The organism is Streptomyces sp. NPDC001668 (assembly GCF_042893155.1).
Lineage (GTDB): Bacteria > Actinomycetota > Actinomycetes > Streptomycetales > Streptomycetaceae > Streptomyces.
The window spans coordinates 57566-79006 of record NZ_JBIAUQ010000021.1; the positions used below are offsets into that span (position 1 = coordinate 57566).

Sequence of the window (21441 nt, forward strand, 5' to 3'; positions counted from 1 at the left end):
CGACCATGAGTGTGACCCGAAGACATCTGCTGGCCGCCGGTGCCGGGGCGGCCGTCGCCGCCGGTGTGCAACAGGGCGCGCGCGCCGCCGACCTGCCGGCCGCCGGCACGTACGACGTCGTCGTCATCGGCTCCGGCGCCACGGGCATGACCGCCGCGCTCACCGCCGCCAAGCAGGGGCTCAGCACCGTGGTCCTGGAGAAGGCGCCCACCTTCGGCGGCTCCGCCGCCCGGTCCGGGGCCGGGATCTGGATCCCCAACAACCCCGTCATCCTCGCCGCCGGTGTCCCGGACACCCCCGCCAAGGCGGCCGCCTACCTCGCCGCCGTCGTCGGCCCGGACGTCCCCGCCGCCCGGCAGCGGGCCTTCCTCGCACACGGCCCCGCGATGATCTCCTTCGTCATGGCCAACAGCCCGCTCCGCTTCCGCTGGATGGAGGGCTACAGCGACTACTACCCCGAACTCCCCGGCGGCCTCCCGAACGGCCGGTCCATCGAGCCCGACCAGTTCGACGGCAAGCTCCTCGGCGCCGAACTCGCCCATCTGAACCCGCCGTACCTCGACGTCCCCGCCGGACTGGTCGTGTTCAGCGCCGACTACAAGTGGCTCGCCCTGTCCGCCGTCAGCGTCAAGGGCGCCGCCGTCGCCGCCGAGGCGCTGGCGCGCGGCACGAAGGCGGCCCTGCTCGGACAGACACCGCTCACCATGGGCCAGTCCCTGGCGGCCGCGCTGAGGAAGGGACTCCTGGACGCGAACGTGCCCGTCCGCCTCAACACCCCCCTCACCGAGCTCCACGTCGAGAACGGCACCGTCGCCGGAGCGGTGACCCCCGCCGGTCTCTTCCGGGCCCGCAGGGGCGTGGTCGTCGGCTCCGGCGGCTTCGAGCACAACGCGGCGATGCGGGCCCAGTACCAGCGACAGCCCATCGGCACGCAGTGGACCGTCGGGGCGAAGGAGAACACCGGGGACGGCATCCGGGCCGGGCAGCGACTCGGCGCCGACGTCGCGCTGATGGACGACGCCTGGTGGGGCCCGGCCATCCCGCTCCCCGACGAGCCGTACTTCTGCCTCGCCGAGCGCACCCTCCCCGGCGGTCTCGTCGTCAACGCGGCCGGCCGGCGGTTCGTCAACGAGGCCGCCCCCTACAGCGACGTCGTCCACACCATGTACGACCGCAACCCGACCGACCCCGACATCCCGTGCTGGCTGATCGTCGACCAGAACTACCGCAACCGGTACCTCTTCCGGGACATCGCGCCGACCTTCGTCCTCCCCGACGACTGGTACGGCTCGGGCGCCGCCCACAAGGAATGGACGCTCGACGCCCTCGCCGCGTCCATCGGCGTCCCGGCCGCCGCCCTGCGCGCCACCGTCGACCGCTTCAACTCCCTTGCACTGAAGGGCGACGACCCGGACTTCGGCCGCGGCGACAGCGCCTACGACCACTACTACACCGACCCGTCGGTCCTCCCGAACTCCTGCCTCGCCCCCCTCTGGCTGCCCCCGTACTACGCCTTCCGGCTCGTCCCGGGCGACCTGGGCACCAAGGGCGGCCTGGTGACCGACGCCCGCGCCCGCGTCCTGCGCCCCGACGGCTCCGTCGTCCCCGGCCTGTACGCCGCCGGGAACGCCAGCGCGGCCGTCATGGGCCACAGCTACGCGGGCGCGGGCTCGACGATCGGCCCCGCGATGACGTTCGGGTACGTCGCGGCCAGGGATCTCGCCGGGGTGCTTTGAACGTCATCTCATTTGGGGCTGCTCCATCGCGGCCGCCGGGCGGTGGCCGACGCCGGTACGGGGATCGCGAGGTGCTGGCCGCGATCATTTTCGTGGCCACGACGGGCTGCACCTGGCGGCAGTCGCCGCCGGTCTTCGGCCCGTCGGGTCCGGCCGCGCACCGGCGCTTCACCGGGTGGACCGCCGCCCGGGTCCGGGCGAAGCTTCACCGCCTCCTCCTCGACGAGCTGGGTCCGCGCGGCGAGCTGGACTGGTCGCGCTGCGCCATCGACTCGGTGAACATGCGGGCCCTGAAAGGGGGGACCTGACAGGTCAGAATCCTGTCGACCGGGGCACGAAGGGCTCGAAGATCCATTTGGGCCGGCATCTCTGGGTGATCGAGCGCACGATGGGGGTCAGTCCGGGAGGAGAAGGCGTGGAGGGGCCCCAGCGGCGTTGTCGGGTCCCCATCGCTCCGCGTCGGATCCAAACGACAGGCCCTAGTCGCGCCGCACGATCAGCGCCGCCTGCTGCGACACCTCCCCGTGGTCGGGTTCGCGCACCGTCCGGGAGACGAGCGTGAACCCGGCCGCGCGGAGCAGCTCGATGATCTGCTCCGGCTGCCGCCTCAGGAAGGTCAGCGCCACGGGGTGGCCCCAGGGCCCGTCGTGGTGCCGGTCCTGGTCGCCGGCCTGGAAGCCGACGAGGAGGTGGCCGCCCGGTGCCAGGACCCGGTGGAACTCGGCGAAGAGACGGGGGAGTTCGTCCACGGGGGTATGGATGGAGGAGTACCAGGACAGAGCGCCCGCGAGCGCTCCGTCGGGAAGGTCCAGTTCCAGCATCGAGCCCCGCTCGAACCGCAGCCCCGGGTTCTCCCGCCGGGCGATCGCCAGCATCGACTCCGAGAGATCGAGCCCGAAGACGGACAGACCGAGGGAGGCGAGGTGTCCCGTGACCCGCCCGGGCCCGCAGCCCAGGTCGGCGACCGTCCCGTCCTTGCCCACGAGTTCGGCGAAGGCGGCGAGCACCGCCCGGTCCAGTGGTGACTCGGCGAGCCCGTCGCGGAACTGGGCCGCGTAGTCCTCGGCGACGGCGTCGTAGAAGGTGCGGGTGGTGGTCACGAAGTCGGTGTCGGTCATGGCCGGGGACCCTAGCGGCCCCCACTGACACTCACCCCACTCCGGCCGCCCGCAGTACGGCAGTTGCGCCGGCCGCGCCCAGCACCACCACCACGAACGGCGCCCTCCGCCACGCGAGCACACCTCCCACCAGCACCCCGGCCGGCCGCGCCCACCCCGCGAACCCGCCGCCCTCCGTCAGCGCTCCCGTCGCCAGCAGCGCCACCAGCAGGACGATCGCGCCCGCCGACAGCAACTCCTGCACCCGCTCGGGCAGTTCCACCCGCCCGTGCAGCACAGGACCGACCAGCCGGAAGGCGTACGTCCCGACCGCGAGCGCCAGGATCATGGCGACCGTCGCGTTCACGCCGCGGCCCCCCGACGGCCGTACGCGACGAGCCCGGCCAGCGCCAGCAGCACCGGCACCCCCGCCGGGACCACCGGTACGACCGCCAGGGCCAGGGCGGCGCCGAGCAGCGCGGACCGTCGTACGGCGGAATCCTTGCGCAGGGTGGGCAGGACCAGGGCGACGAGGACGGCGGGGAAGGCCGCGTCCAGGCCGTAGGTGCCGGTGTCGCCCAGGGCGCTGCCGGCCAGCGCGCCCAGCAGGACGGCGGTGTTCCATACGACGAACAGGCCGACCCCGGAGATCCAGAAGGCGGCTCGGCGGCGGCCGGGGTCGCTCTGCGCGAGCGCGAAGGCCACCGGTTCGTCGGCGACGAGATGGGCGCCGAGGAGGCGGGTGAGGCGGCCCGGGCCGAGGAGGTCGGCGACGGCCAGGCTGAAGGCCGCCGTACGGGTGTTCAGGAGGAGCCCGGTGGCCGCCGCGGCGACCGGACCGCCCCCGGCCAGCAGGACGCCGACCGCGCTGAACTGGGCCGATCCCGCGTACACCACCAGGGACATCACCACCGGCACCCACACCGGCAGACCGCCGGTGACGGCGATCGCGCCGAAGGAGACGCCCACGACCCCGCTCGCCATCCAGACGAGCGCGCTGTCACGGACCAAGGCTGTTCGCTCTGCCGTACGCATGTTCACTACACTGGACGGCAGGAGTCACGTTCGTCAAGGCGAACAATCGTACCGATGGAGCGAACAGCATGCCCGAACGCCCCCTGGACTGGATCGCCGCCGCGCTCCGCCGTGAACGCACCCGCGCCGGTCTCTCGCTCTCCGAGCTGGCCAAGCGCGCTGGGATCGCGAAGTCCACGCTGTCCCAGCTGGAGGCGGCGGGGGGGAATCCGAGCGTGGAGACGCTGTGGGCGCTGGGTGTGGCCCTCGGCGTGCCGTTCAGCGCGCTGGTGGAGCCGCCGGTGTCCTCCGTGCAGGTGGTGAGGGCGGGGCGGGGCCCGAGCGTGGCCTCGGAGCGGGCCGAGTTCGCGGCCACCCTGCTGTCCGCGAGCCCGCCCGGGGCCCGCCGGGACATCTACCACCTGCGGGCCGAACCGGGAGCGGTGCGGGAATCGGAGCCGCACATTCCGGGCTCGGTGGAGCACCTGATCGTGAGCACGGGGAGGGTGAAGGCCGGACCGGCCGGGGAGGAGGTCGAGCTGGATCCCGGCGACTACATGACGTATCGCGGAGACGTGGCCCATTCGTACGAGGCGCTCGACCCCGGCACGACGTTCGTGCTCGTCATGCAGCACGTGTGAGGACGGGAGAGCGAAAGGCAGGAGCCCCGCTGCCGTGCGGCGCGGGGCTCCTTGGGTACTGCATTCAGGTCCGGATCAGAGGCTGGAGCGCCTATGAGACGGGATCACTATGAGACGGGATCGCTCAGACGGGGGTGACGTTCTCCGCCTGCGGGCCCTTCGGGCCCTGGGTCACGTCGAAGGAGACCTGCTGGTTCTCCTCCAGCGAGCGGAAGCCGCTCGCGTTGATCGCGGAGTAGTGGACGAAGACGTCGGGGCCGCCGCCCTCCTGGGCGATGAAGCCAAAGCCCTTTTCGGCGTTGAACCACTTCACGGTTCCGGTAGCCATAAGCCCTCCTTGGGCCCAAAAGGGTTGCCCTGCTCCAGAACCTGCAAGTGTGAAAACAGTGCCGCACAACTGCATTCTTCTGAAAACGACTAGAGCCTGCGGTTACATGCTCCGCAGGCTCTGTACTGCAAGGGAAACCAAACTGCAACTTGCGGCGAGCGTAGCACGCGGGCAGCCGAAAGCAATAGAGGCCAAGATCACGTCACCCGGATGTTTGAAGATCGCGTGGTGGTTGACCCCGGGGCCGGAGTCCGAAGCGTACCCCAAGGGGTCTAGTGTCGCGATGTGGACAATTCTCGCACCCGGCCGCGCGTCGGCCACATCCAGTTCCTGAACTGCCTGCCCCTGTACTGGGGGCTCGCGAGGACGGGCACGCTCCTCGACTTCGAGCTCACGAAGGACACCCCGGAGAAGCTCAGCGAGAAGCTGGTGCAGGGAGATCTCGACATCGGGCCCATCACCCTCGTCGAGTTCCTCAAGAACGCGGACGACCTGGTCGCCTTCCCCGACATCGCCGTCGGCTGCGACGGCCCGGTCATGTCCTGCGTCATCGTCTCGCAGGTCCCGCTGGACGAGCTCGACGGAGCGAGGGTGGCCCTCGGGTCGACCTCGCGCACCTCCGTCCGTCTCGCCCAGCTCCTCCTCGCCGACCGCTACGGCGTGCGGCCCGACTACTACACCTGCCCGCCCGACCTCAGCCTGATGATGCAGGAGGCGGAGGCGGCCGTACTCATCGGAGACGCGGCGCTGCGGGCGAACCTCCTCGACGGGCCGCGCTTCGGCCTCCAGGTCCACGACCTCGGCTCGCTCTGGAAGGAGTGGACCGGGCTGCCGTTCGTCTTCGCCGTCTGGGCCGCCCGCCGGGACTACCTCGAACGCGAGCCGGTCATCACCCGCAAGGTCCACGAGGCCTTCCTCGCCTCCCGGAACCTCTCCCTTGAGGAAGTCGGCAAGGTCGCCGAGCAGGCCGCCCGCTGGGAGGCCTTCGACGAGGAGGTCCTGGAGAAGTACTTCACGACCCTGGACTTCCGGTTCGGGGCCCCGCAGTTGGCGGCGGTCACCGAGTTCGCGCGGCGGGTGGGGCCGACGACGGGTTTCCCCGGGGACGTGAAGGTGGAACTGCTTCAGCCCTAATCTGCATCCGAACCTTCAGGGGCCTTACGGGGGAGGCAGCATGCAGCCGCTCGGAGTCGACGAGCCCACCAGCGTGGGCCCCTACCGGCTGCTCGGCCGGCTCGGTTCCGGTGGCATGGGCCGGGTCTACCTCGGCCGCAGCGCCGGGGGCCGCACGGTCGCGGTCAAGATCGTGCACCCGCACTTCGCGCTGGACGAGGAGTTCCGCGCCCGCTTCCGGCGCGAGGTGGACGCGGCGCGCAGAGTCGGCGGGGCGTGGACCGCGCCGGTCCTCGACGCCGACCCGGAGGCCGCGGTGCCCTGGGTCGCCACCGGGTACGCGGCGGGCCCCTCGCTGGCCACGGCGGTCGCGGACGGGGGGCCGCTGCCCGAGCATTCCGTACGGGTCCTGGGGGCGGGGCTGGCCGAGGCGCTCGCGGCCGTCCACGACCTGGGGCTCGTCCACCGGGACGTCAAGCCCTCCAACGTCCTGCTCACCGTCGACGGCCCGCTCCTCATCGACTTCGGCATCGCCCGCGCCACGGACGGCACCGCGTCCCTCACCTCCACGGGCGTCTCCATCGGCTCACCCGGCTACATGTCCCCCGAACAGATCCTCAGCAAGCAGGTGTCGGGCGCGGCGGACGTCTTCTCCCTGGGCGCGGTCCTGGCGTTCGCGGCGACCGGTACGCCGCCCTTCCCCGGGGACTCCTCGGCCTCCCTCCTCTACAAGGTCGTCCACGAGGAACCCGAACTCGGATCGCTCAGCGGTGAGTTGCGGGAGGTCGTCGAGGCGTGCCTGGCCAAGTCGGCCCAGGAGCGCCCGACTCCGGGCGAGGTGGCCCGGCGACTGGCTCCGCAGGGCGCGGCGCGGCTGGTGGCGGCGGGGTGGCTGCCGGGGGCACTGGTCGAGCAGGTGGGGCGCAGTGCCGTACAGCTGTTGAACCTTGAGGCGGTGGGGGAGCAGGCGGGGGAGCGGGCCTCCGGGCCGGTGGGGTTCAGCAGTCCTTCGGTCGGCGCGTTCGGGCCGCCGCCGGTGATGCCGGTGATGCCGGTGGTGTCCGCGGGGGCGCCTCCGGCTGACGCGGTCGGGCCCCCGGCGTTTCCGGTCACGCCCGAGACGGTGGTGCCCTCCGACAGGCGGCCCGGTCCCGGTCCCGGTTCCAGTCCCGGTTCCGGCCCCGGCAGGCTCTCCGTCTCCGTGGCCGCCACCGCCGTCCCCGGTGACAACGGGCGCGGCCGTCGGCTGAGTTGCACCGTGGCGCTCGCCGTCGCGGGGGCGCTGGCCGCGGTGACCGTGGGGTCGGTGTTCGTGTTCGACCTGCTGCCGGGGCGGGGCGACAACGACTCGGCGAGTTCCGGGCCGGGCAACGACGCGTACTCCTCGGCGCCGAGCTCCGTGCCGTCGGCCTCCAAGCCGTCGCCGTCCTCGGTCTCCCCGTCGCCGTCGGGCGAGGCGTCGGGCGAGGCGTCGAGCGGTCCTTCCGAGGTGCCCGCCCGCTATCTCGGCACCTGGGAGGGCCGGGGCACGGGCCTCGGCGGGAGCCTGCCGATGGGCACCTTCCGGATCACCGTCAAGGAGGTGGCCGTGGGCGGGGAGTTGGGCCGGCTCCAGCAGACCGACGCCCTCGGGGCCGTATGCACCGATGTCCTCACCCTGAAGAAGGTCACGGACAAGGAACTCGTCACCACGGCCGCCGGCGCCGAGGACAACCACCCCGGCTGCAACCCCACCCCGCACACGGTCCGCCTCACCGCCGTGGGCGACGACCTGAAGTACACCTCGGAGAGCGAGGCAGAGGGCTACCCCGAGGCCCGGATGTCGAAGGTCGGCCGGTGACACAGCTGCTCGTCGTCGTGGCCGCGCTGTGGGGAGCGGCGACGGGCGCGCTGCTGCCGCGCGCGGCCCACCGCTTCTCCGTTCCGACGGGGGAGCCATGGCGGACCACCTGCCCCGCCGGACACCCCCTGGCCGGCTGGCTCGGCCGGGCGCGGTGCCGGAACTGCGGCACGCAGCAGTCGTACGGTCGCGGCGCCCTGCTCCTCCCCACCCTCACCGCCCTCCTCTGCGCCGCCCTCGCCGCCGCCACCGGCACCCGCCCGGAGATCGCCGTCTGGCTGCTGCTCGCCCCCGTGGGCGTCCTGCTCGCCGTCATCGACCTGCGCGTGAGACGACTGCCCGACCCGCTGACCCTGCCCCTCGCGGCCGCCGCGCTCGCGCTGCTCGGAGTCGTCTCGTTGGTCCCGGAGCACACCGGGACCTGGCCGCACGCCTTGTTCGGCGCCCTCGCGCTCGGCGCCGGCTACTGGGTGCTGTGGCGCGTCAACCCCGGCGGCATGGGCTTCGGCGACGTGAAGCTGGCCCTCGGGGCGGGGGCCGTCCTCGGCTGGTACGGCTGGGACACCGTGCTGCTGGGCACCTTCGCCGGTTTCCTGCTCGGCGCGCTCTACGGCGGTGCCCTGGTCCTGGTGCGGAAGGCGGGACGCAAGACGGCGATCCCGTTCGGGCCGTTCCTGATCGCGGGGGCGTACGCGGGGCTGTTGATCGGTGCGTACACGGCCTGAGAACGGGGCGGACGCGGCCTGACATCCGGCTTGTCACAGGGCTGGCGTAGGCTGGCCCAGACCGCCCGAACCCTTGACGAAAGGCACGCCCCGGTGACCGAGAAGGCCGACCTTCAGTCCGTCCTCGACCGTGCCGCCGAGGGTGGGCGCATCACTCCCGAGGAGGCGCTCGACCTCTACCGCGACGCCCCGCTGCACGCGCTGGGCTCCGCCGCGGACGCCGTGCGCCGCCGCCGGTACGCGGGCACCGAGCACATCGCGACGTACATCATCGAGCGGAACATCAACTACACGAACGTGTGCGTCACGGCGTGCAAGTTCTGTGCCTTCTACGCCCCGCCGACCGCCAAGGACAAGGGCTGGACGCGCGATCTGGACGACATCCTGCGCAGGTGCGCGGAGACCGTCGAACTCGGCGGCACCCAGATCATGTTCCAGGGCGGCCACCACCCCGACTACGGCGTGGAGTACTACGAGAAGCACTTCGCCGCCATCAAGAAGGAGTTCCCCCAGCTGGTGATCCACTCGCTGGGCGCCTCCGAGGTCGAGCACATGGCCCGGATCTCCAAGGTGAGCGTGGAAGAGGCGATCCAGCGCATCCACGCGGCCGGTCTCGACTCCTTCGCGGGCGCGGGCGCGGAGCTGCTCCCCGAGCGGCCCCGCAAGGCCATCGCGCCGCTCAAGGAGTCCGGCGAGCGCTGGCTGGAGATCATGGAGACCGCGCACAACCTGGGCGTGGAGTCCACCTCCACCATGCTCATGGGCACCGGCGAGACCAACGCCGAGCGCATCGAGCACCTGCGCATGATCCGTGACGTACAGGACCGGACGGGCGGCTTCCGCGCCTTCATCCCCTACCTGTACCAGCCGATGAACAACCACCTGAAGGGCCGCACCCAGGCCACGATCTTCGAGTACCTGCGGATGATCGCCATCTCCCGGCTCTTCATGGACAACATCGCCCACATCCAGGGCTCCTGGCTGACCACCGGCCAGGACGCGGGCCAGCTGACGCTGCACTACGGCGCGGACGACCTCGGCTCGATCATGCTGGAGGAGAACGTCGTCTCGGCGGCCGGTGCCAAGCACCGCTCCAACCTCCAGGAAATGATCGACATGATCCGCACGGCGGGCCGTGTCCCGGCCCAGCGCTCGACGACGTACGAACACCTCGTCGTCCACGACGACCCGGCCGACGACCCGGTCGACGCGCGCGTGGTGTCCCACATCTCCTCCACGGCGATCGAGGGCGGCACGGCCCACCCCGAGCTGAAGATCCTCGCCTCCAACTAGGCCCGCCTTGCTGACGATCCACACCGCCGACCTGGTGGTCCCGGGCGGCGAGAGGCCTTCGCTGCCCGGCGGGGCGGTACTGGTCGAGGGACGGCAGATCGCGGCCGTGGGGACGTACGAGGACCTGGCGGCCGCCCATCCGACGGCACGGGTGCGCCGCTGGCCGGGACGCATCACCCCAGGTCTGCTGAACCCGCACGGCCCGGAATTCCTGGAGCGGTCCTACCACCCGGACCCCCGGGAGGACTTGGGCAGCGAGCCGATCACGGGCGAGGCGCTGTCCGCCCTCGACATGACCGACGCACGGTGGGGCGCGAGCGCGAGGCGGGGTGTGCAGCGGTTGCTGGCGCAGGGGACGGTGGCCGTGGGAGGCCCGCTGCGACGCCCCGCGGTGATCGATGCCGTACACAGGTCGGGCCTGACGATCGAGCACGATTTCACAGAGGGCCCGTGGAACGCTTTGCTGCCCGGCACGGACGCGACGTTCGCCGCCTTCGACGCCACGGAGTGTGTGGCGACGGTGATCAAGGGCCGCTTGCTGCACAGGCGCAGGTAGAGGCTTTCAGGCTTTTAGGGGCGCGGGGAACTGCGCGACAAGCCCCCACCGGCCCGCACCCGAAACTCAACCGGCCAAAGCCTCCCCAAACGCCCCCGCCGACTGGGAAACCCCACTGCAGTTGGTCAGCGGGTCGTCCTCGTCCGAGTTCCCCGACTCGCACTGCTGATCCCGGAACGTCGACCACATCGACACCCAGGCCACCTCCTTCGACTCGGCGAACTCCCGCACCTGCGCCGCGTCGGACAACGTGAACGTCTCCCCGTCCACGTCATTCGTCCCGATCATCGAGGTGAGTGCCATGGCCCGCCACGCGGTGGAGTCGGACGTACCGAAGACCTCCTTCAACTGCGTCTGCGCGGCCTTCGCCGAAGTGATCGCGTAATCCCCCATGTCCCCGTCGTACGACTCGCCGTAGTTCATCGTCATGATGTTGACCGTCGACACCTCGACCGCTTTGTTGTTCGCGGACTCCAGCAGAGCCACACTGTCGTCGTCGAGCCCGGACGGCATCACGGGAAGAGTGAACGAGACGCGCAGATCGCTCCTTTCCTTCTGGAGCAACGCGATCGCCTCGGACCGCAGATCCACCGAGTCGGAGTCCGTCAGCGCGTCCCCCTCGATGTCGAAGTCGGCGAGCGAGGAACCGGCCGCGTCCAGGGCCTTCCCGTAGGCCGCCGCGAGTTTCGCCGCGCTCGAACAGGTCTCGGCCAGCTCCCTGCCGGACGCCCCGCCGAAGGAGACCCGGACCTCCGCCCCGTCCTCCTTCAGCGCGCTGATCCGGGACGTGACGGAGGAGTTGCCGACAGCCGCCGTACCGTTCCAGGACGGCGTGCAGGCACTCCCGTCGGCGATCACGAACGCGAGGTTGTACACCGAGGGCGACCCCGCGGAGTCGTTGTCGGACGCCTCGTCAGCGCTGACGTAGGGCGCGTACGCGGTGACCGAGGACCCGGATTCCGACGCCGACGCCGATGGTGACGGTGACGTCGAGGGGGACGCGCTGCTCCGTCCGGCAGTCTTCGCGTCCGGGGTGTCGTCCGAGTCGGCCGAGCATCCCGTCATGGCCAGGGCAAACAGGCAAGTGAGCCCGGCGGCCGGCCTCAGGAAACCCCGCATCGTTCATGCACCCGCTCTCGTGATTTTCGTCTCAGGATCGAAACAAAGGGATATTCGAAAGGAGAACGTCTCACACGAAGCCGGCGTTCAAGGCGACAGTCGATGCACAGTAGATCCATGGATGGAAATGCGCAAATCGAACCAACGGGGTGGAGTGAATAGGGTATTCGGCCCACTTCCCTCCATGGTGGCCTGCGCAGGCGTTCCGGCGTTCTCTCAGGAGAAACACAGGTTAAGACGTTTCTCATATGTGCCTCACAAGAACGTCAGTCTTGGTCACATAAAGACTCCTTAATGTCTGGGGAATGCATTCCGAGACTGCCATCGAAAACCGTGCGGACACGCACGGTCGCCGCCGCAAACGCGGTAGGAGCGGGCCCGCCGACGGTCCCGTGTTCGTTGACAACTCCGGACGCCGCTCCAAGCTGCTGCGCCGGATCGGCCTTCTCCTGGGCGTCCTGTCCCTCGGGTACGCCGTGGTGCTGGGCCTGGCCTTCATGGGCATCGGCGTCTCCAGCACGACGCTGCTGCCCTTCGCGGGGGGCGGTCCCGGCGGTTCCCCGAACTCCGGTCCCGGCGGCGCCCAGCCGCAGGGCGGTATCGGCACCCCGCCGGCCCAGCCCACCGGTACTCCGCCCGCCGGCGTCGCCACGGGTGCTCCGCCGAGCGCGGCCCCGACCGTGACCGCCACTCCGACGGCTTCCGCGGCCTCCCACTGACCGGAACGGCCCACCACATGACCACGACGACGCCCTCCCGCGGCCGCCGGCGTGCCCCCTCCCGCATCGAGCGGGCGGCGGGCAAGGCCGCGGCGTTGCAGAAACCGCGGGTCATCCTCGCCCTGCTGCTCCTGCTCGGCCTGACCAGCGTGATGCTGCTCGACGGTTATCTGCGCGCCGAGGTCGGCGGCGACCAGCGCGTGCGCGACGGGGCCAGCGGCAGCAAGGTGCCGGACAAGATCCTCAACGGCGGGCCGATCATCAGCTTCCGGGGCGGCCAGGCCGTCACGACCTCGGTCCCGGACAAGACGATCGCCCTCACCTTCGACGACGGCCCGAACCCGACGTACACCCCCCAGGTCCTGGAGGTCCTGGAGAAGTACGACGTCCCGGCGACCTTCTTCCTGGTCGGCTCGATGGTCTCGCGCTACCCCGGGATCGTGAAGGACATGGTCGACCAGGGCAATGAGGTGGGCATCCACACCTTCACCCACGTCGACCTCTCCTACCAGAGCGACGCCCGCATCCGGCGCGAGATGACCCAGACGCAGCTCGCCCTCGCGGGCGCGGCGGGCATCACCACCACGCTGTTCCGGGCGCCGTACTCCTCGGAGACGGACGCGATCGACAACTACAGCTGGCCCGTCTACAAGAAGCTCGGCGAGGAGGGCTACACCAGCGTCTTCGTCGACACCGACAGCGACGACTGGAAGAAGCCGGGCATCTCGAAGATCGTCAAGTGGGCCACGCCGTCGGGCACCTCGGGTGCCTCGGTGCTGATGCACGACGCCGGTGGCGACCGCGAGCAGACGATCAAGGCACTGCCGAAGTACATCGAGAAGATGCGGGCGAAGGGCTACACCTTCACCACCATCAGCGGGGTCATCGAGGCGCAGAACACCGGTGCTCAGGGGGGCCGGCAGGCGAACGCTCCGGCGGGCGCCGCGGGGACGGGCGCCGCAGGTGAGGGTGCCACAGGCGGACAGCCCCAGGGAGGGAACCAGAACGGCACCGACCGCCTCCAGGCCGCGCACCGCGAGGCCACCGGCACCACCCTCTACGAGGGCAAGGCGCTCATCGCCGCCGTCGCCGTCGCCGAGTACACGGTGCCCACGCTGTCCGTCGGACTCGTGATCGTGGGCGTGGCCGTCATGGGCCGGTTCGGGATGATGCTGATCCTCGCCCGCCGGCACTACAGACAGCGCAACAAACGCCGCTTCAGCTGGGGACCCACGGTCACCCGGCCGGTGACGGTGATCGTCCCGGCGTACAACGAGAAGGAGTGCATCGCCAACACCCTGGAGTCGCTGGCGAAAAGCACCCACCCGATCGAGATCATCGTCGTCGACGACGGCTCCTCGGACGGCACCTCCGAGATCTCGCGCGAGGCGGCCCGAGCCCTCGGCATGACCAACGTCCGCGTCATCCGTCAGGAGAACGCGGGCAAGCCGGCCGCCCTCAACAACGGTGTCCGCAACGCCAGCCACGACATCGTCGTGATGATGGACGGCGACACCGTCTTCGAGCCGGACACCGTACGGCAGCTGGTGCAGCCCTTCGCCGACCCCGAGGTCGGCGCGGTCGCCGGCAACGCCAAGGTCGGCAACCGCGACACGGTCATCGGCGCCTGGCAGCACATCGAGTACGTGATGGGCTTCAACCTGGACCGCCGCATGTACGACCTGCTGCGCTGCATGCCCACCATCCCGGGCGCGATCGGCGCCTTCCGCAGGGAAGCCGTGTTGCAGGTCGGCGGGATGAGCGAGGACACCCTCGCCGAGGACACCGACATCACCATCGCGATGCACCGCGCGGGCTGGCGGGTCGTCTACCAGGAGCACGCACGCGCGTGGACCGAGGCGCCCGGCTCCCTGAAGCAGCTGTGGTCGCAGCGCTACCGCTGGTCGTACGGCACCATGCAGGCGCTGTGGAAGCACCGCAAGTCCCTCACCGACAAGGGGCCCTCGGGCCGCTTCGGCCGGGTCGGCATGCCGCTGGTGGTGATCTTCCAGATCGTCACCCCGGTCTTCGCCCCGCTGATCGACGTGTTCACCGCCTACTCGATGATCTTCATCGACTTCCAGGCGGCGCTGTACGCGTGGCTGGCGGTCCTGGCCGTCCAGCTCGTGTGCGCGGCGTACGCCTTCAAGCTGGACAAGGAGCAGTACCGCTATCTGCTGATGATGCCGCTCCAGCAGCTGGCCTACCGCCAGATGATGTACCTCGTCCTCATCCACTCCTGCATCACCGCCCTCACCGGCGGCCGCCTGCGCTGGCAGAAGCTGAAGCGGACCGGCGAGGTCGGCACCCCGGCGGGGGTCGGCTGATGAGCTGGGAGCAGCAGGGGTATCAGCAGCAGGGGTACGGCTACGAGTACGGGTACTCGGGGTACGTCGAGCAGCCGCAGCCGCAGCCGCAGCCGCAGCCGTACGCACGGCAGCCGCAGCAGCCGTATCCGCAGGAGTACGTCGACCACGGCTACTACTGCGGACAGGGTGTGGAGCCAAAGCCGGAGCCGGAGCCACCGGTGCCCGCCGCTCCCACCGACGCCGGGACGGAGGAGGAGAAGCCTCCGTCTCGGCCCCCGGGTCGCGACCGCTACTTCGACACCCTCCGGGCCGTCGCCCTGATCCGGGTCGTCGCGTATCACACCTTCGGGTGGGCCTGGGCCGGCATGGTCTTCCCCTCCATGGGCATCATGTTCGGCCTGGCCGGGACGCTGATGGCGAAGTCCCTGGAACGCCCGGCGCTCCAGGTGGTCAGGAGCCGGATGCGCCGTCTGCTGCCGCCGTTCTGGTTCTGGGGCGTCTTCGTGGTCCTCGCGATGCTGGTCCACGACTGGATGCCGGGCTGGCAGATCGTCTACTGGATCGTGCCGCTCGGCGACCCGCCCGGCAACGGGTGGGGCGAGCAGGCCTGGGAGATCCTCTGGTACCTGCGCACCTACCTCTGGTTCGTGCTGCTGTCCCCGGTGCTGCTGAAGGTGTTCCGGCTGGCCCCGGTGCCGGTCCTGCTGCTGTCCCTGGTCCCGATCGTGGTCTTCAGCTTCCTGTGGGAGCCGCCGGACAACCGCCTCGGCACGGCCCTGCTGGACCTGGCCACCTTCCTGTTCTGCTGGATCCTCGGCTTCGCCCACCGGGACAAGGTCCTGGACCGGCTCAAGCCGGTGGCCGTCGTCGTGCTCTCGCTCGCCGCGATCGCCTTCGGCGGCTGGTACGCCTTCACCCACCAGGCCGAGACGGGGTCGTACGACCTCGACGACATCCCTCTCGCGCAGGCCTTCTGGTCCGCCGGGTACGTGATGCTGCTGATGTGGGCCAAGTCGCGGTTCGGGATCGACTTCGCCTGGCTGACCCGCTTCCGGCGGACGGACCGCCTCGTCACGGTCTTCAACTCCCGCGCGGTGACGATCTACCTGTGGCACGAGATCGCGCTGATCCTCGCCGTGCCGCTGATCGACCAGTTCTGGAACGTGCCCGCGTTCGAGAAATGGCTGCCGCTGGAGAGCCAGTGGTTCATGTTCGGCATCGGCTGGATCCTCATCGCGGTGTTCGTGCTGCTGTGCGGATGGGTGGAGGACGTGGCCGCCAAGAAGAAGCCGCAGCTCCTTCCTGGAGGGCGGCCTGCAAGAATGGGGAGGTGACCCGCGCCTCCCTGAACAAGCAGCCGCACGAAGTCGCCTCGATGTTCGACGACGTGGCGGAACGGTACGACCTGACCAACGACGTGCTGTCGCTCGGCCAGGACCGGGTGTGGCGCAAGGAGGTCGCCAGGGCTGTCGACGCCCGCCCCGCCCAGAAGATCCTGGACCTGGCGGCGGGCACGGCCACCTCCTCGCTGCCCTTCGCCCGCACCGGCGCCTATGTCGTGCCCTGCGACTTCTCGCTCGGGATGCTCCAGGTCGGCAAGCGCAAGCACACCTGGCTGCCGTTCACCGCGGGCGACGCGACGAAGCTGCCCTTCAAGGACGACACCTTCGACGCCGTCACCATCTCCTTCGGGCTGCGCAACGTCCAGGACACCGACTCCGCGCTGCGCGAGATGTACCGGGTGACCAAGCCCGGCGGCCGGGTCGTGATCTGCGAGTTCTCGCACCCGACCTGGGCGCCCTTCCGCACGGTCTACACCGAGTACCTGATGCGCGCCCTGCCGCCGGTCGCCCGCGCGGTCTCCTCCAACCCCGACGCGTACGTCTACCTCGCCGAGTCCATCCGCGCCTGGCCGAACCAGCCGGCCCTCGCGGAGCGCCTGCAGAAGGCGGGCTGGTCGAAGGTGGCCTGGCGAAACCTGACGGGCGGCATCGTGGCCCTGCACCGGGGCGTCAAGGAGAGCTGAGCGGCTCCTGGGGCCACCGCCGCGCGGCGAGGACACGGTGTCGTGTCGTGCGGCACCTTTCGGGCATCTCCGGCGACAGCGCGCGGCGTCGGGTTGTTCACCGCCGCCGATGAGTCCAGTACGTCTGCCTGGCTGGGCTGTTCGTCGTGGTCGACGAGAGAGCCGGGCGGCGCCTTCGTCCCGCCTTCTCCGTCCCGGCGAGCGTCCGCCCGTCCGCGCCGACGACTCGGTCGGCGATCGCCATGTAGGCGCGGGTTGCCGGGGTTGGCTCCGAGTCGGCGGCCCGCCCGGTATGTCTGCCCGGCCGGGGCCGTTGATCCGTGGTTGGCGGGGAGAGCCGCGCGGGTCCCTCGGGCGTCGCTGGTCAGACCGTCGTACAGCGCACCAGTCGGCGTCGGCCCCCTCGGGATGTTCGTCTCGCCGGGGATGCCGGGCCCGCCGTCAACCGAAACCCGTCGTACAGCGCACCGCGTACGGGTCTCCCGGTTCGTCCAGTTCCCGTTGGAGGCCGCCTCTGGGGGGCCTCGGGACGCGGGGTTCGTGGACGCCTCCGCCGCCCTCGCCGGGGCCGCGGTCGAACCAGACGTACACGACCGAGTCCCGCGGCACCTCCGCGCCGGCCTGTGGGTACTGGCGTACGACATAGTCGACGACGGCCAGATGGAAGTCTTTCCGATCCGGCGCATTGACGAAGAGGCCCTGTGCCTGGGCCGTCTCGCGCGCGTCGACGGCCATGAGTCCGACCAGTCGCGGTACGCGCACTTCGGGCGTCTTGGGTGTTATGTGCACAAATGTCACCCCCAGCGGTACTGAAAGGGTAACTCCGGCCCAGTGGCGCCCGGAAGTGCCGCGTGGCTTTCTGTAGCAGACCGCTACCCTGCGTGACTCTCTTGCAGGGAGAGCCTGAAGCACAGCGCCTCTTCCGGCAGCACAGGGTGCGGGAAGGTCTCCGCGAGTTCCATTCCGAGTCGCTTGGCGACCGCGATCGACCGTTCGTTGCCGGGTCTGACCATCGCCACCACGCTCGGGACGCCCGCCGCCCTGACCCGGTCCAAGGTCATCTGCGCGGCGACCGTGGCGTACCCCCGCCCCCAGTGCTCCCGCCCGAGCCGCCACCCGATCTCGATCTCGCCCGCCGGCCCCCAGTCCCGCGGCCACGGCTGGGCACCGGTGAAGCCCATGACCCGCCCGTCCTCGTCGACCATGGTCCACAGGCAGAAACCCAGCTCGGCGTCGTGCCGGCGCTGCCGCGCGGTGAGTTCCTCGTAGACGTACAACTCCGCGGACTTGCCACCATGGAACTCCATGACGTCCGGGTCGTCGAAGACCCGGTGCCAGGCGACGGCGTCCTCGTCGGTGGGGACACGCAGCCGTACCACGGGCAGAGCTCGGTTCACTGGGGCAGCCCTTCAGCCAGGTGATCAATTCTGCTGAATAGACTGCCCATGTCCAGTGCCGGTCGGCACGCGGATTCAGAACTTGATTCCGAACTTGATTCCGAGCCTGGGGAGATCCCGACGTGACCGAGCCCCTGTCCGAGAACACCGCCGATGTCATCGTCGTCGGCGCGGGGCCGGCCGGCTCCACGACCGCCTACCACCTCGCCAAGTCCGGCCTCGACGTGCTCCTCCTGGAGAAGACCGAGTTCCCGCGCGAGAAGGTCTGCGGCGACGGCCTCACCCCGCGCGCCACCAAGCAGCTCGTGGCCATGGGCATCGACATCTCCGAAGAGGCCGGCTGGCTGCGGAACAAGGGCCTTCGGATCATCGGCGGCGGTGTACGCCTCCAGCTCGACTGGCCGGAACTCGCCTCCTTCCCCGACTACGGCCTCGTCCGCAAGCGCGACGACTTCGACGAGCAGCTCGCCCGCCAGGCCCAGAAGGCCGGGGCGCGGCTCTACGAGCGCTGCAACGTCGGCGCCCCGATCGTCGACGACCGCACCGGCCGCATCACGGGCGTCCACGCGAAGCTCGGCGAGGAGAAGCGCGAAGTCACCTTCCACGCGCCCCTGGTGGTCGCCGCCGACGGCAACTCCACCCGGCTCTCCCTCGCGATGGGCCTGCACCGCCGCGAGGACCGGCCGATGGGCGTCGCCGTACGGACGTACTTCGAGAGCCCCCGCCACGAGGACGACTACCTGGAGTCCTGGCTGGAGCTGTGGGACCGCCGCGGGCCCGGCGAGGACCGTCTCCTGCCCGGCTACGGCTGGATCTTCGGCATGGGCGACGGCACCTCGAACGTCGGCCTCGGCGTCCTGAACACCTCCGACTCCTTCAAGGAGCTCGACTGGCGCGAGGTGCTCAAGGCCTGGTGCGCCTCCATGCCGGAGGAGTGGGGCTACACCCCCGACAACATGACCGGCCCGATCCGGGGCGCGGCCCTCCCCATGGCCTTCAACCGCCAGCCGCACTACACCAAGGGCCTGCTCCTGGTCGGCGACGCCGGCGGCATGGTGAACCCCTTCAACGGCGAGGGCATCGCCTACGCCATGGAGTCCGGCCAGATCGCCGCCGACGTCATCGTCCAGGCCCACGCCCGCGCGACCCCCGCCCAGCGGGAGATCGCCCTCCAGCGCTACCCGCAGGTCCTCAAGGACACCTACGGCGGCTACTACACACTGGGCCGCGCCTTCGTGAAGCTCATCGGCAACCCGAAGGTCATGAAGATCGCGGCGCAGCGCGGACTGACCCACCCGCTGCTCATGAAGTTCACCCTCAAGATGCTCGCCAACCTCACCGACCCCACGGGCGGCGACGCGATGGACCGGATCATCAACGGGCTGAGCAAGGTGGCGCCGAAGGCGTGACGGGGGCCCGCCCTCAGGCGCCGGCGATGCCCTGACCGCCGTTCAGCGCCTCGGCGCCGGCCGCCCGGCGGGCGAACACCTCAACCCCGCACAGGAGAACGGAAGGGCCGCAGCCCCCGAGCGGCTGCGGCCCTTCCGTATGTTCGTGCTGCCCGGTGACCAGATGTCCCCGGGTGTCCCGGTGTCGATGTCCCCGGGTGTCCCGGTGTCAGAGCACCCGCACCGCTCCGGTCGGCGGGTCGTAGGACAGGGGCTTCTCGGCGACGCCCGTCGAGGGGTTCTGCGCGCCGACGAACATGCCGTCGCCGATGTACACCGCCACGTGGTACGCGCTGCCGGCGCTGCCCCAGTACAGGATGTCGCCCGGCTGGAGGTTGCTCAGCGAGACCTGGGTGCCCGCGGTCGACTGGTCCTGCGAGACGCGCGGCAGGTCGACGCCGATCTGGCTGAACGCGGCCTGGACGAGGCCGGAGCAGTCCCAGGAGTTGGGGCCGGTGCCGCCGGAGACGTAGGCGTCACCGACCTGTGCCTTCACGAAGGCGATGACGGCCGCGGCCGAACCGGTGGCCGTGGACGAGCTCGTGGAGACACTGGCGCTCGCCGAGGCGGACAGGGTGGTCCGCTGGGAGCTGCGCGAGGCGGCCTCCTCGGCGGCGGCCCTGCGGGCCTCCTCAGCCTTCTTCTTGGCCTCCGCCTTCTTCTTGGCCTCCGCGAGGTCCGCCTTGGCCTGCTTCGCGGCCTTTGCGGCGGCCGCGTCACGCTCGGCCTGCAGCTGGTAGTTGGCGGCCGCCTGCTGCATCGCGTCGGCGGACTCGGCGACCTGGCTGCCCAGGTCGGCCGAGAGGGTGGGCAGTTCGAGGGTCTGCGTCGTCGACTCGGCGGCGAACGCCGAAGCCGACGCGCCCGCCGCTGCCATGCTGAGCACGCCACCGGCGACTCCGGCACGCACGGCGATCGAAGTCGTCGCGCTGCGGCGGGGTTTCCGGTGGCTGCGTATGTGAGCGGTGTGGGACATGAGACCAACTGGTATCAGGGGCTCCTCCATACCTTCAAGAAACGTGGGCTGCGCCACAGTTGTTCAACGGAGGCCCCGAATTCGTGGTGTGCCGCCCTTTATTGACGCCGTAACGGACATTGCGGACTCTCGTGATCATGGCTGTGATCATGGACTTTCGCTGTTACGCCCGAATTGCCCCGCAGCTACCATCCGTTGGGGCCGATGGCCAAGCCCCCTTCTTCTGGATCTCCAATGGGTGTGGCGGAGGTCACGCAACGGTTACGGCGACGGCTGCGTCCGAACGCGATCGGAGCTCGTGAATGTGTGCACGTGTCCACACTCGCCCTCGCGTCTCCCTCTGATGTGTGAACGCGGTCCTCTATCAAGCAGTCGCGTCCAGCGCCAATTTGCATGCAGGGGAACCCTCTTGATATGGAGACGCCTCTCCCGACCTGCGCCGACGAGCGAAAATGTCACCTCTGGTGATCACTCGGACGCTTCACGTGTGAAGATCACCGCTGATCCGACTTCATGATCCTTCGTCGGGTGGTGGAGATCACAAAGCTTGTGCAATACCCCGTGTCGCAGATCACAGACCGGCAGGCATAAGATGCGGGTCAGTTGGGCTTGTGACCTGCTTCACATGTTCGCGATCTTCGTCGGGGCCGACGGAGGTCAGAGGGACGTATGAGTCGGGTGTGAGTCCGATGCCATCGCCAGCAGTCAGTGCCGACTGAGAGGAGCGAGGAGCGGTGAACGCTTATGCGCCCATCCTCGTACTGGGAGCCCTCGGGGCAGGCTTTGCGATCTTCTCCGTGGTCATGGCCACGCTGATCGGTCCGAAGCGGTACAACCGGGCCAAGCTCGAGGCCTACGAGTGCGGCATCGAGCCGACCCCCACGCCGGCCGGCGGCGGGCGCTTCCCCATCAAGTACTACCTGACGGCGATGCTCTTCATCGTCTTCGACATCGAGATCGTCTTCCTCTACCCCTGGGCCGTCACCTTCGACGCCCTGGGTGTTTTCGGGCTCGTGGAGATGCTGCTCTTCGTGCTCACCGTCTTCGTCGCGTACGCGTACGTATGGCGGCGCGGCGGCCTGGAATGGGACTGAGGGGCCTTTA

The 21441-nt window shown here is 70.0% G+C and carries 21 protein-coding genes and 1 pseudogene; 14 read left to right on the forward strand and 8 right to left on the reverse strand.

The genetic code is table 11. From position 1 onward, the window contains the following. Positions 1–5 precede the first annotated feature (5 nt). Both kstD and ACFYZ8_RS40815 read left to right on the forward strand, forming a co-directional pair. On the forward strand, positions 6–1736 hold the full coding sequence (kstD, locus tag ACFYZ8_RS40810; protein WP_388541377.1) for a 3-oxosteroid 1-dehydrogenase: 1731 nt from the start codon (positions 6–8) through the stop codon (positions 1734–1736). A gap of 20 nt (positions 1737–1756) precedes the next feature. Next, positions 1757–2094, forward strand: a pseudogene (locus ACFYZ8_RS40815) (transposase); the annotation flags it as partial. 121 nt (positions 2095–2215) lie between these two features. Here the strand turns inward: ACFYZ8_RS40815 and ACFYZ8_RS40820 are convergent. Genes ACFYZ8_RS40820 through ACFYZ8_RS40830 form a run of 3 tightly spaced genes read right to left on the reverse strand, consistent with a single transcriptional unit; the run spans position 2216 to position 3868 of the window. After that, a complete protein-coding gene (locus tag ACFYZ8_RS40820; RefSeq protein ID WP_359032335.1) occupies positions 2216–2854 on the reverse strand; it encodes a methyltransferase domain-containing protein in 639 nt (212 codons plus the stop codon). A gap of 31 nt (positions 2855–2885) precedes the next feature. Next, positions 2886–3182, reverse strand: a complete 297-nt coding sequence (locus ACFYZ8_RS40825) for an AzlD domain-containing protein (protein ID WP_388541517.1) — start codon at positions 3180–3182, stop codon at positions 2886–2888. A gap of 14 nt (positions 3183–3196) precedes the next feature. After that, positions 3197–3868, reverse strand: a complete 672-nt coding sequence (locus ACFYZ8_RS40830) for an AzlC family ABC transporter permease (protein ID WP_359032333.1) — start codon at positions 3866–3868, stop codon at positions 3197–3199. A gap of 68 nt (positions 3869–3936) precedes the next feature. On the opposite strand from ACFYZ8_RS40830, the gene ACFYZ8_RS40835 reads away from it, so the two are divergent. After that, a complete protein-coding gene (locus ACFYZ8_RS40835) occupies positions 3937–4488 on the forward strand; it encodes an XRE family transcriptional regulator (RefSeq protein WP_359032332.1) in 552 nt (183 codons plus the stop codon). Between the two features lie 124 nt (positions 4489–4612). Here the strand turns inward: ACFYZ8_RS40835 and ACFYZ8_RS40840 are convergent, their stop codons facing one another. Beyond that, on the reverse strand, positions 4613–4816 hold the full coding sequence (locus tag ACFYZ8_RS40840; protein WP_003992177.1) for a cold-shock protein: 204 nt from the start codon (positions 4814–4816) through the stop codon (positions 4613–4615). A 285-nt stretch (positions 4817–5101) separates the two neighbouring features. On the opposite strand from ACFYZ8_RS40840, the gene ACFYZ8_RS40845 reads away from it, so the two are divergent. From ACFYZ8_RS40845 to ACFYZ8_RS40865, 5 genes are all read left to right on the forward strand, one after another. After that, complete coding sequence (locus ACFYZ8_RS40845) at positions 5102–5950, forward strand: menaquinone biosynthetic enzyme MqnA/MqnD family protein (RefSeq protein ID WP_388541381.1); 849 nt, start codon at positions 5102–5104, stop codon at positions 5948–5950. Between the two features lie 40 nt (positions 5951–5990). Beyond that, on the forward strand, positions 5991–7769 hold the full coding sequence (locus ACFYZ8_RS40850; RefSeq protein WP_388541384.1) for a serine/threonine-protein kinase: 1779 nt from the start codon (positions 5991–5993) through the stop codon (positions 7767–7769). Beyond that, positions 7766–8494 (forward strand): prepilin peptidase, encoded by a 729-nt coding sequence (locus ACFYZ8_RS40855; protein ID WP_388541386.1) that lies wholly within the window; start codon positions 7766–7768, stop codon positions 8492–8494. Before ACFYZ8_RS40850 ends, ACFYZ8_RS40855 begins: the two co-directional genes overlap by 4 nt. Before the next feature lie 93 nt (positions 8495–8587). Then, positions 8588–9787, forward strand: coding sequence for a cyclic dehypoxanthinyl futalosine synthase (gene mqnC / locus ACFYZ8_RS40860; protein ID WP_355747665.1), 1200 nt, complete (start codon positions 8588–8590; stop codon positions 9785–9787). A 7-nt stretch (positions 9788–9794) separates the two neighbouring features. Then, positions 9795–10343: a hypothetical protein gene (locus ACFYZ8_RS40865; protein WP_388541389.1), complete on the forward strand. Its 549-nt coding sequence runs from the start codon at positions 9795–9797 to the stop codon at positions 10341–10343. Positions 10344–10409: 66 nt separating this feature from the next. On the opposite strand, the gene ACFYZ8_RS40870 is transcribed toward ACFYZ8_RS40865, so the two are convergent. Beyond that, positions 10410–11462, reverse strand: coding sequence for a chitinase (locus ACFYZ8_RS40870; RefSeq protein WP_388541391.1), 1053 nt, complete (start codon positions 11460–11462; stop codon positions 10410–10412). A 392-nt stretch (positions 11463–11854) separates the two neighbouring features. Here ACFYZ8_RS40870 and ACFYZ8_RS40875 point away from each other — a divergent pair, with 392 nt between their 5' ends. Genes ACFYZ8_RS40875 through ACFYZ8_RS40890 form a run of 4 tightly spaced genes read left to right on the forward strand, consistent with a single transcriptional unit; the run spans position 11855 to position 16516 of the window. Continuing rightward, positions 11855–12181, forward strand: coding sequence for a hypothetical protein (locus tag ACFYZ8_RS40875; RefSeq protein WP_359032326.1), 327 nt, complete (start codon positions 11855–11857; stop codon positions 12179–12181). A gap of 17 nt (positions 12182–12198) precedes the next feature. After that, positions 12199–14508 (forward strand): bifunctional polysaccharide deacetylase/glycosyltransferase family 2 protein, encoded by a 2310-nt coding sequence (locus ACFYZ8_RS40880; RefSeq protein ID WP_359032325.1) that lies wholly within the window; start codon positions 12199–12201, stop codon positions 14506–14508. Then, positions 14508–15824, forward strand: a complete 1317-nt coding sequence (locus ACFYZ8_RS40885) for an acyltransferase (protein WP_388541394.1) — start codon at positions 14508–14510, stop codon at positions 15822–15824. Before ACFYZ8_RS40880 ends, ACFYZ8_RS40885 begins: the two co-directional genes overlap by 1 nt. Continuing rightward, positions 15821–16516: a demethylmenaquinone methyltransferase gene (locus ACFYZ8_RS40890; protein ID WP_388541396.1), complete on the forward strand. Its 696-nt coding sequence runs from the start codon at positions 15821–15823 to the stop codon at positions 16514–16516. Before ACFYZ8_RS40885 ends, ACFYZ8_RS40890 begins: the two co-directional genes overlap by 4 nt. Before the next feature lie 441 nt (positions 16517–16957). Here the strand turns inward: ACFYZ8_RS40890 and ACFYZ8_RS40895 are convergent, their stop codons facing one another. Beyond that, positions 16958–17278 (reverse strand): PASTA domain-containing protein, encoded by a 321-nt coding sequence (locus ACFYZ8_RS40895; RefSeq protein WP_359032322.1) that lies wholly within the window; start codon positions 17276–17278, stop codon positions 16958–16960. Positions 17279–17388: 110 nt separating this feature from the next. Next, positions 17389–17913 (reverse strand): GNAT family N-acetyltransferase, encoded by a 525-nt coding sequence (locus tag ACFYZ8_RS40900; protein WP_388541399.1) that lies wholly within the window; start codon positions 17911–17913, stop codon positions 17389–17391. Positions 17914–18035: 122 nt separating this feature from the next. Between ACFYZ8_RS40900 and ACFYZ8_RS40905 the strand changes: the two genes are divergently transcribed. Continuing rightward, a complete protein-coding gene (locus ACFYZ8_RS40905) occupies positions 18036–19322 on the forward strand; it encodes a geranylgeranyl reductase family protein (RefSeq protein ID WP_356096880.1) in 1287 nt (428 codons plus the stop codon). 208 nt (positions 19323–19530) lie between these two features. Here the strand turns inward: ACFYZ8_RS40905 and ACFYZ8_RS40910 are convergent, their stop codons facing one another. Next, a complete protein-coding gene (locus ACFYZ8_RS40910; protein ID WP_388541402.1) occupies positions 19531–20337 on the reverse strand; it encodes a C40 family peptidase in 807 nt (268 codons plus the stop codon). Positions 20338–21071: 734 nt separating this feature from the next. Here ACFYZ8_RS40910 and ACFYZ8_RS40915 point away from each other — a divergent pair. Next, positions 21072–21431, forward strand: a complete 360-nt coding sequence (locus ACFYZ8_RS40915) for an NADH-quinone oxidoreductase subunit A (RefSeq protein ID WP_007383963.1) — start codon at positions 21072–21074, stop codon at positions 21429–21431. Positions 21432–21441: the final 10 nt, after the last annotated feature.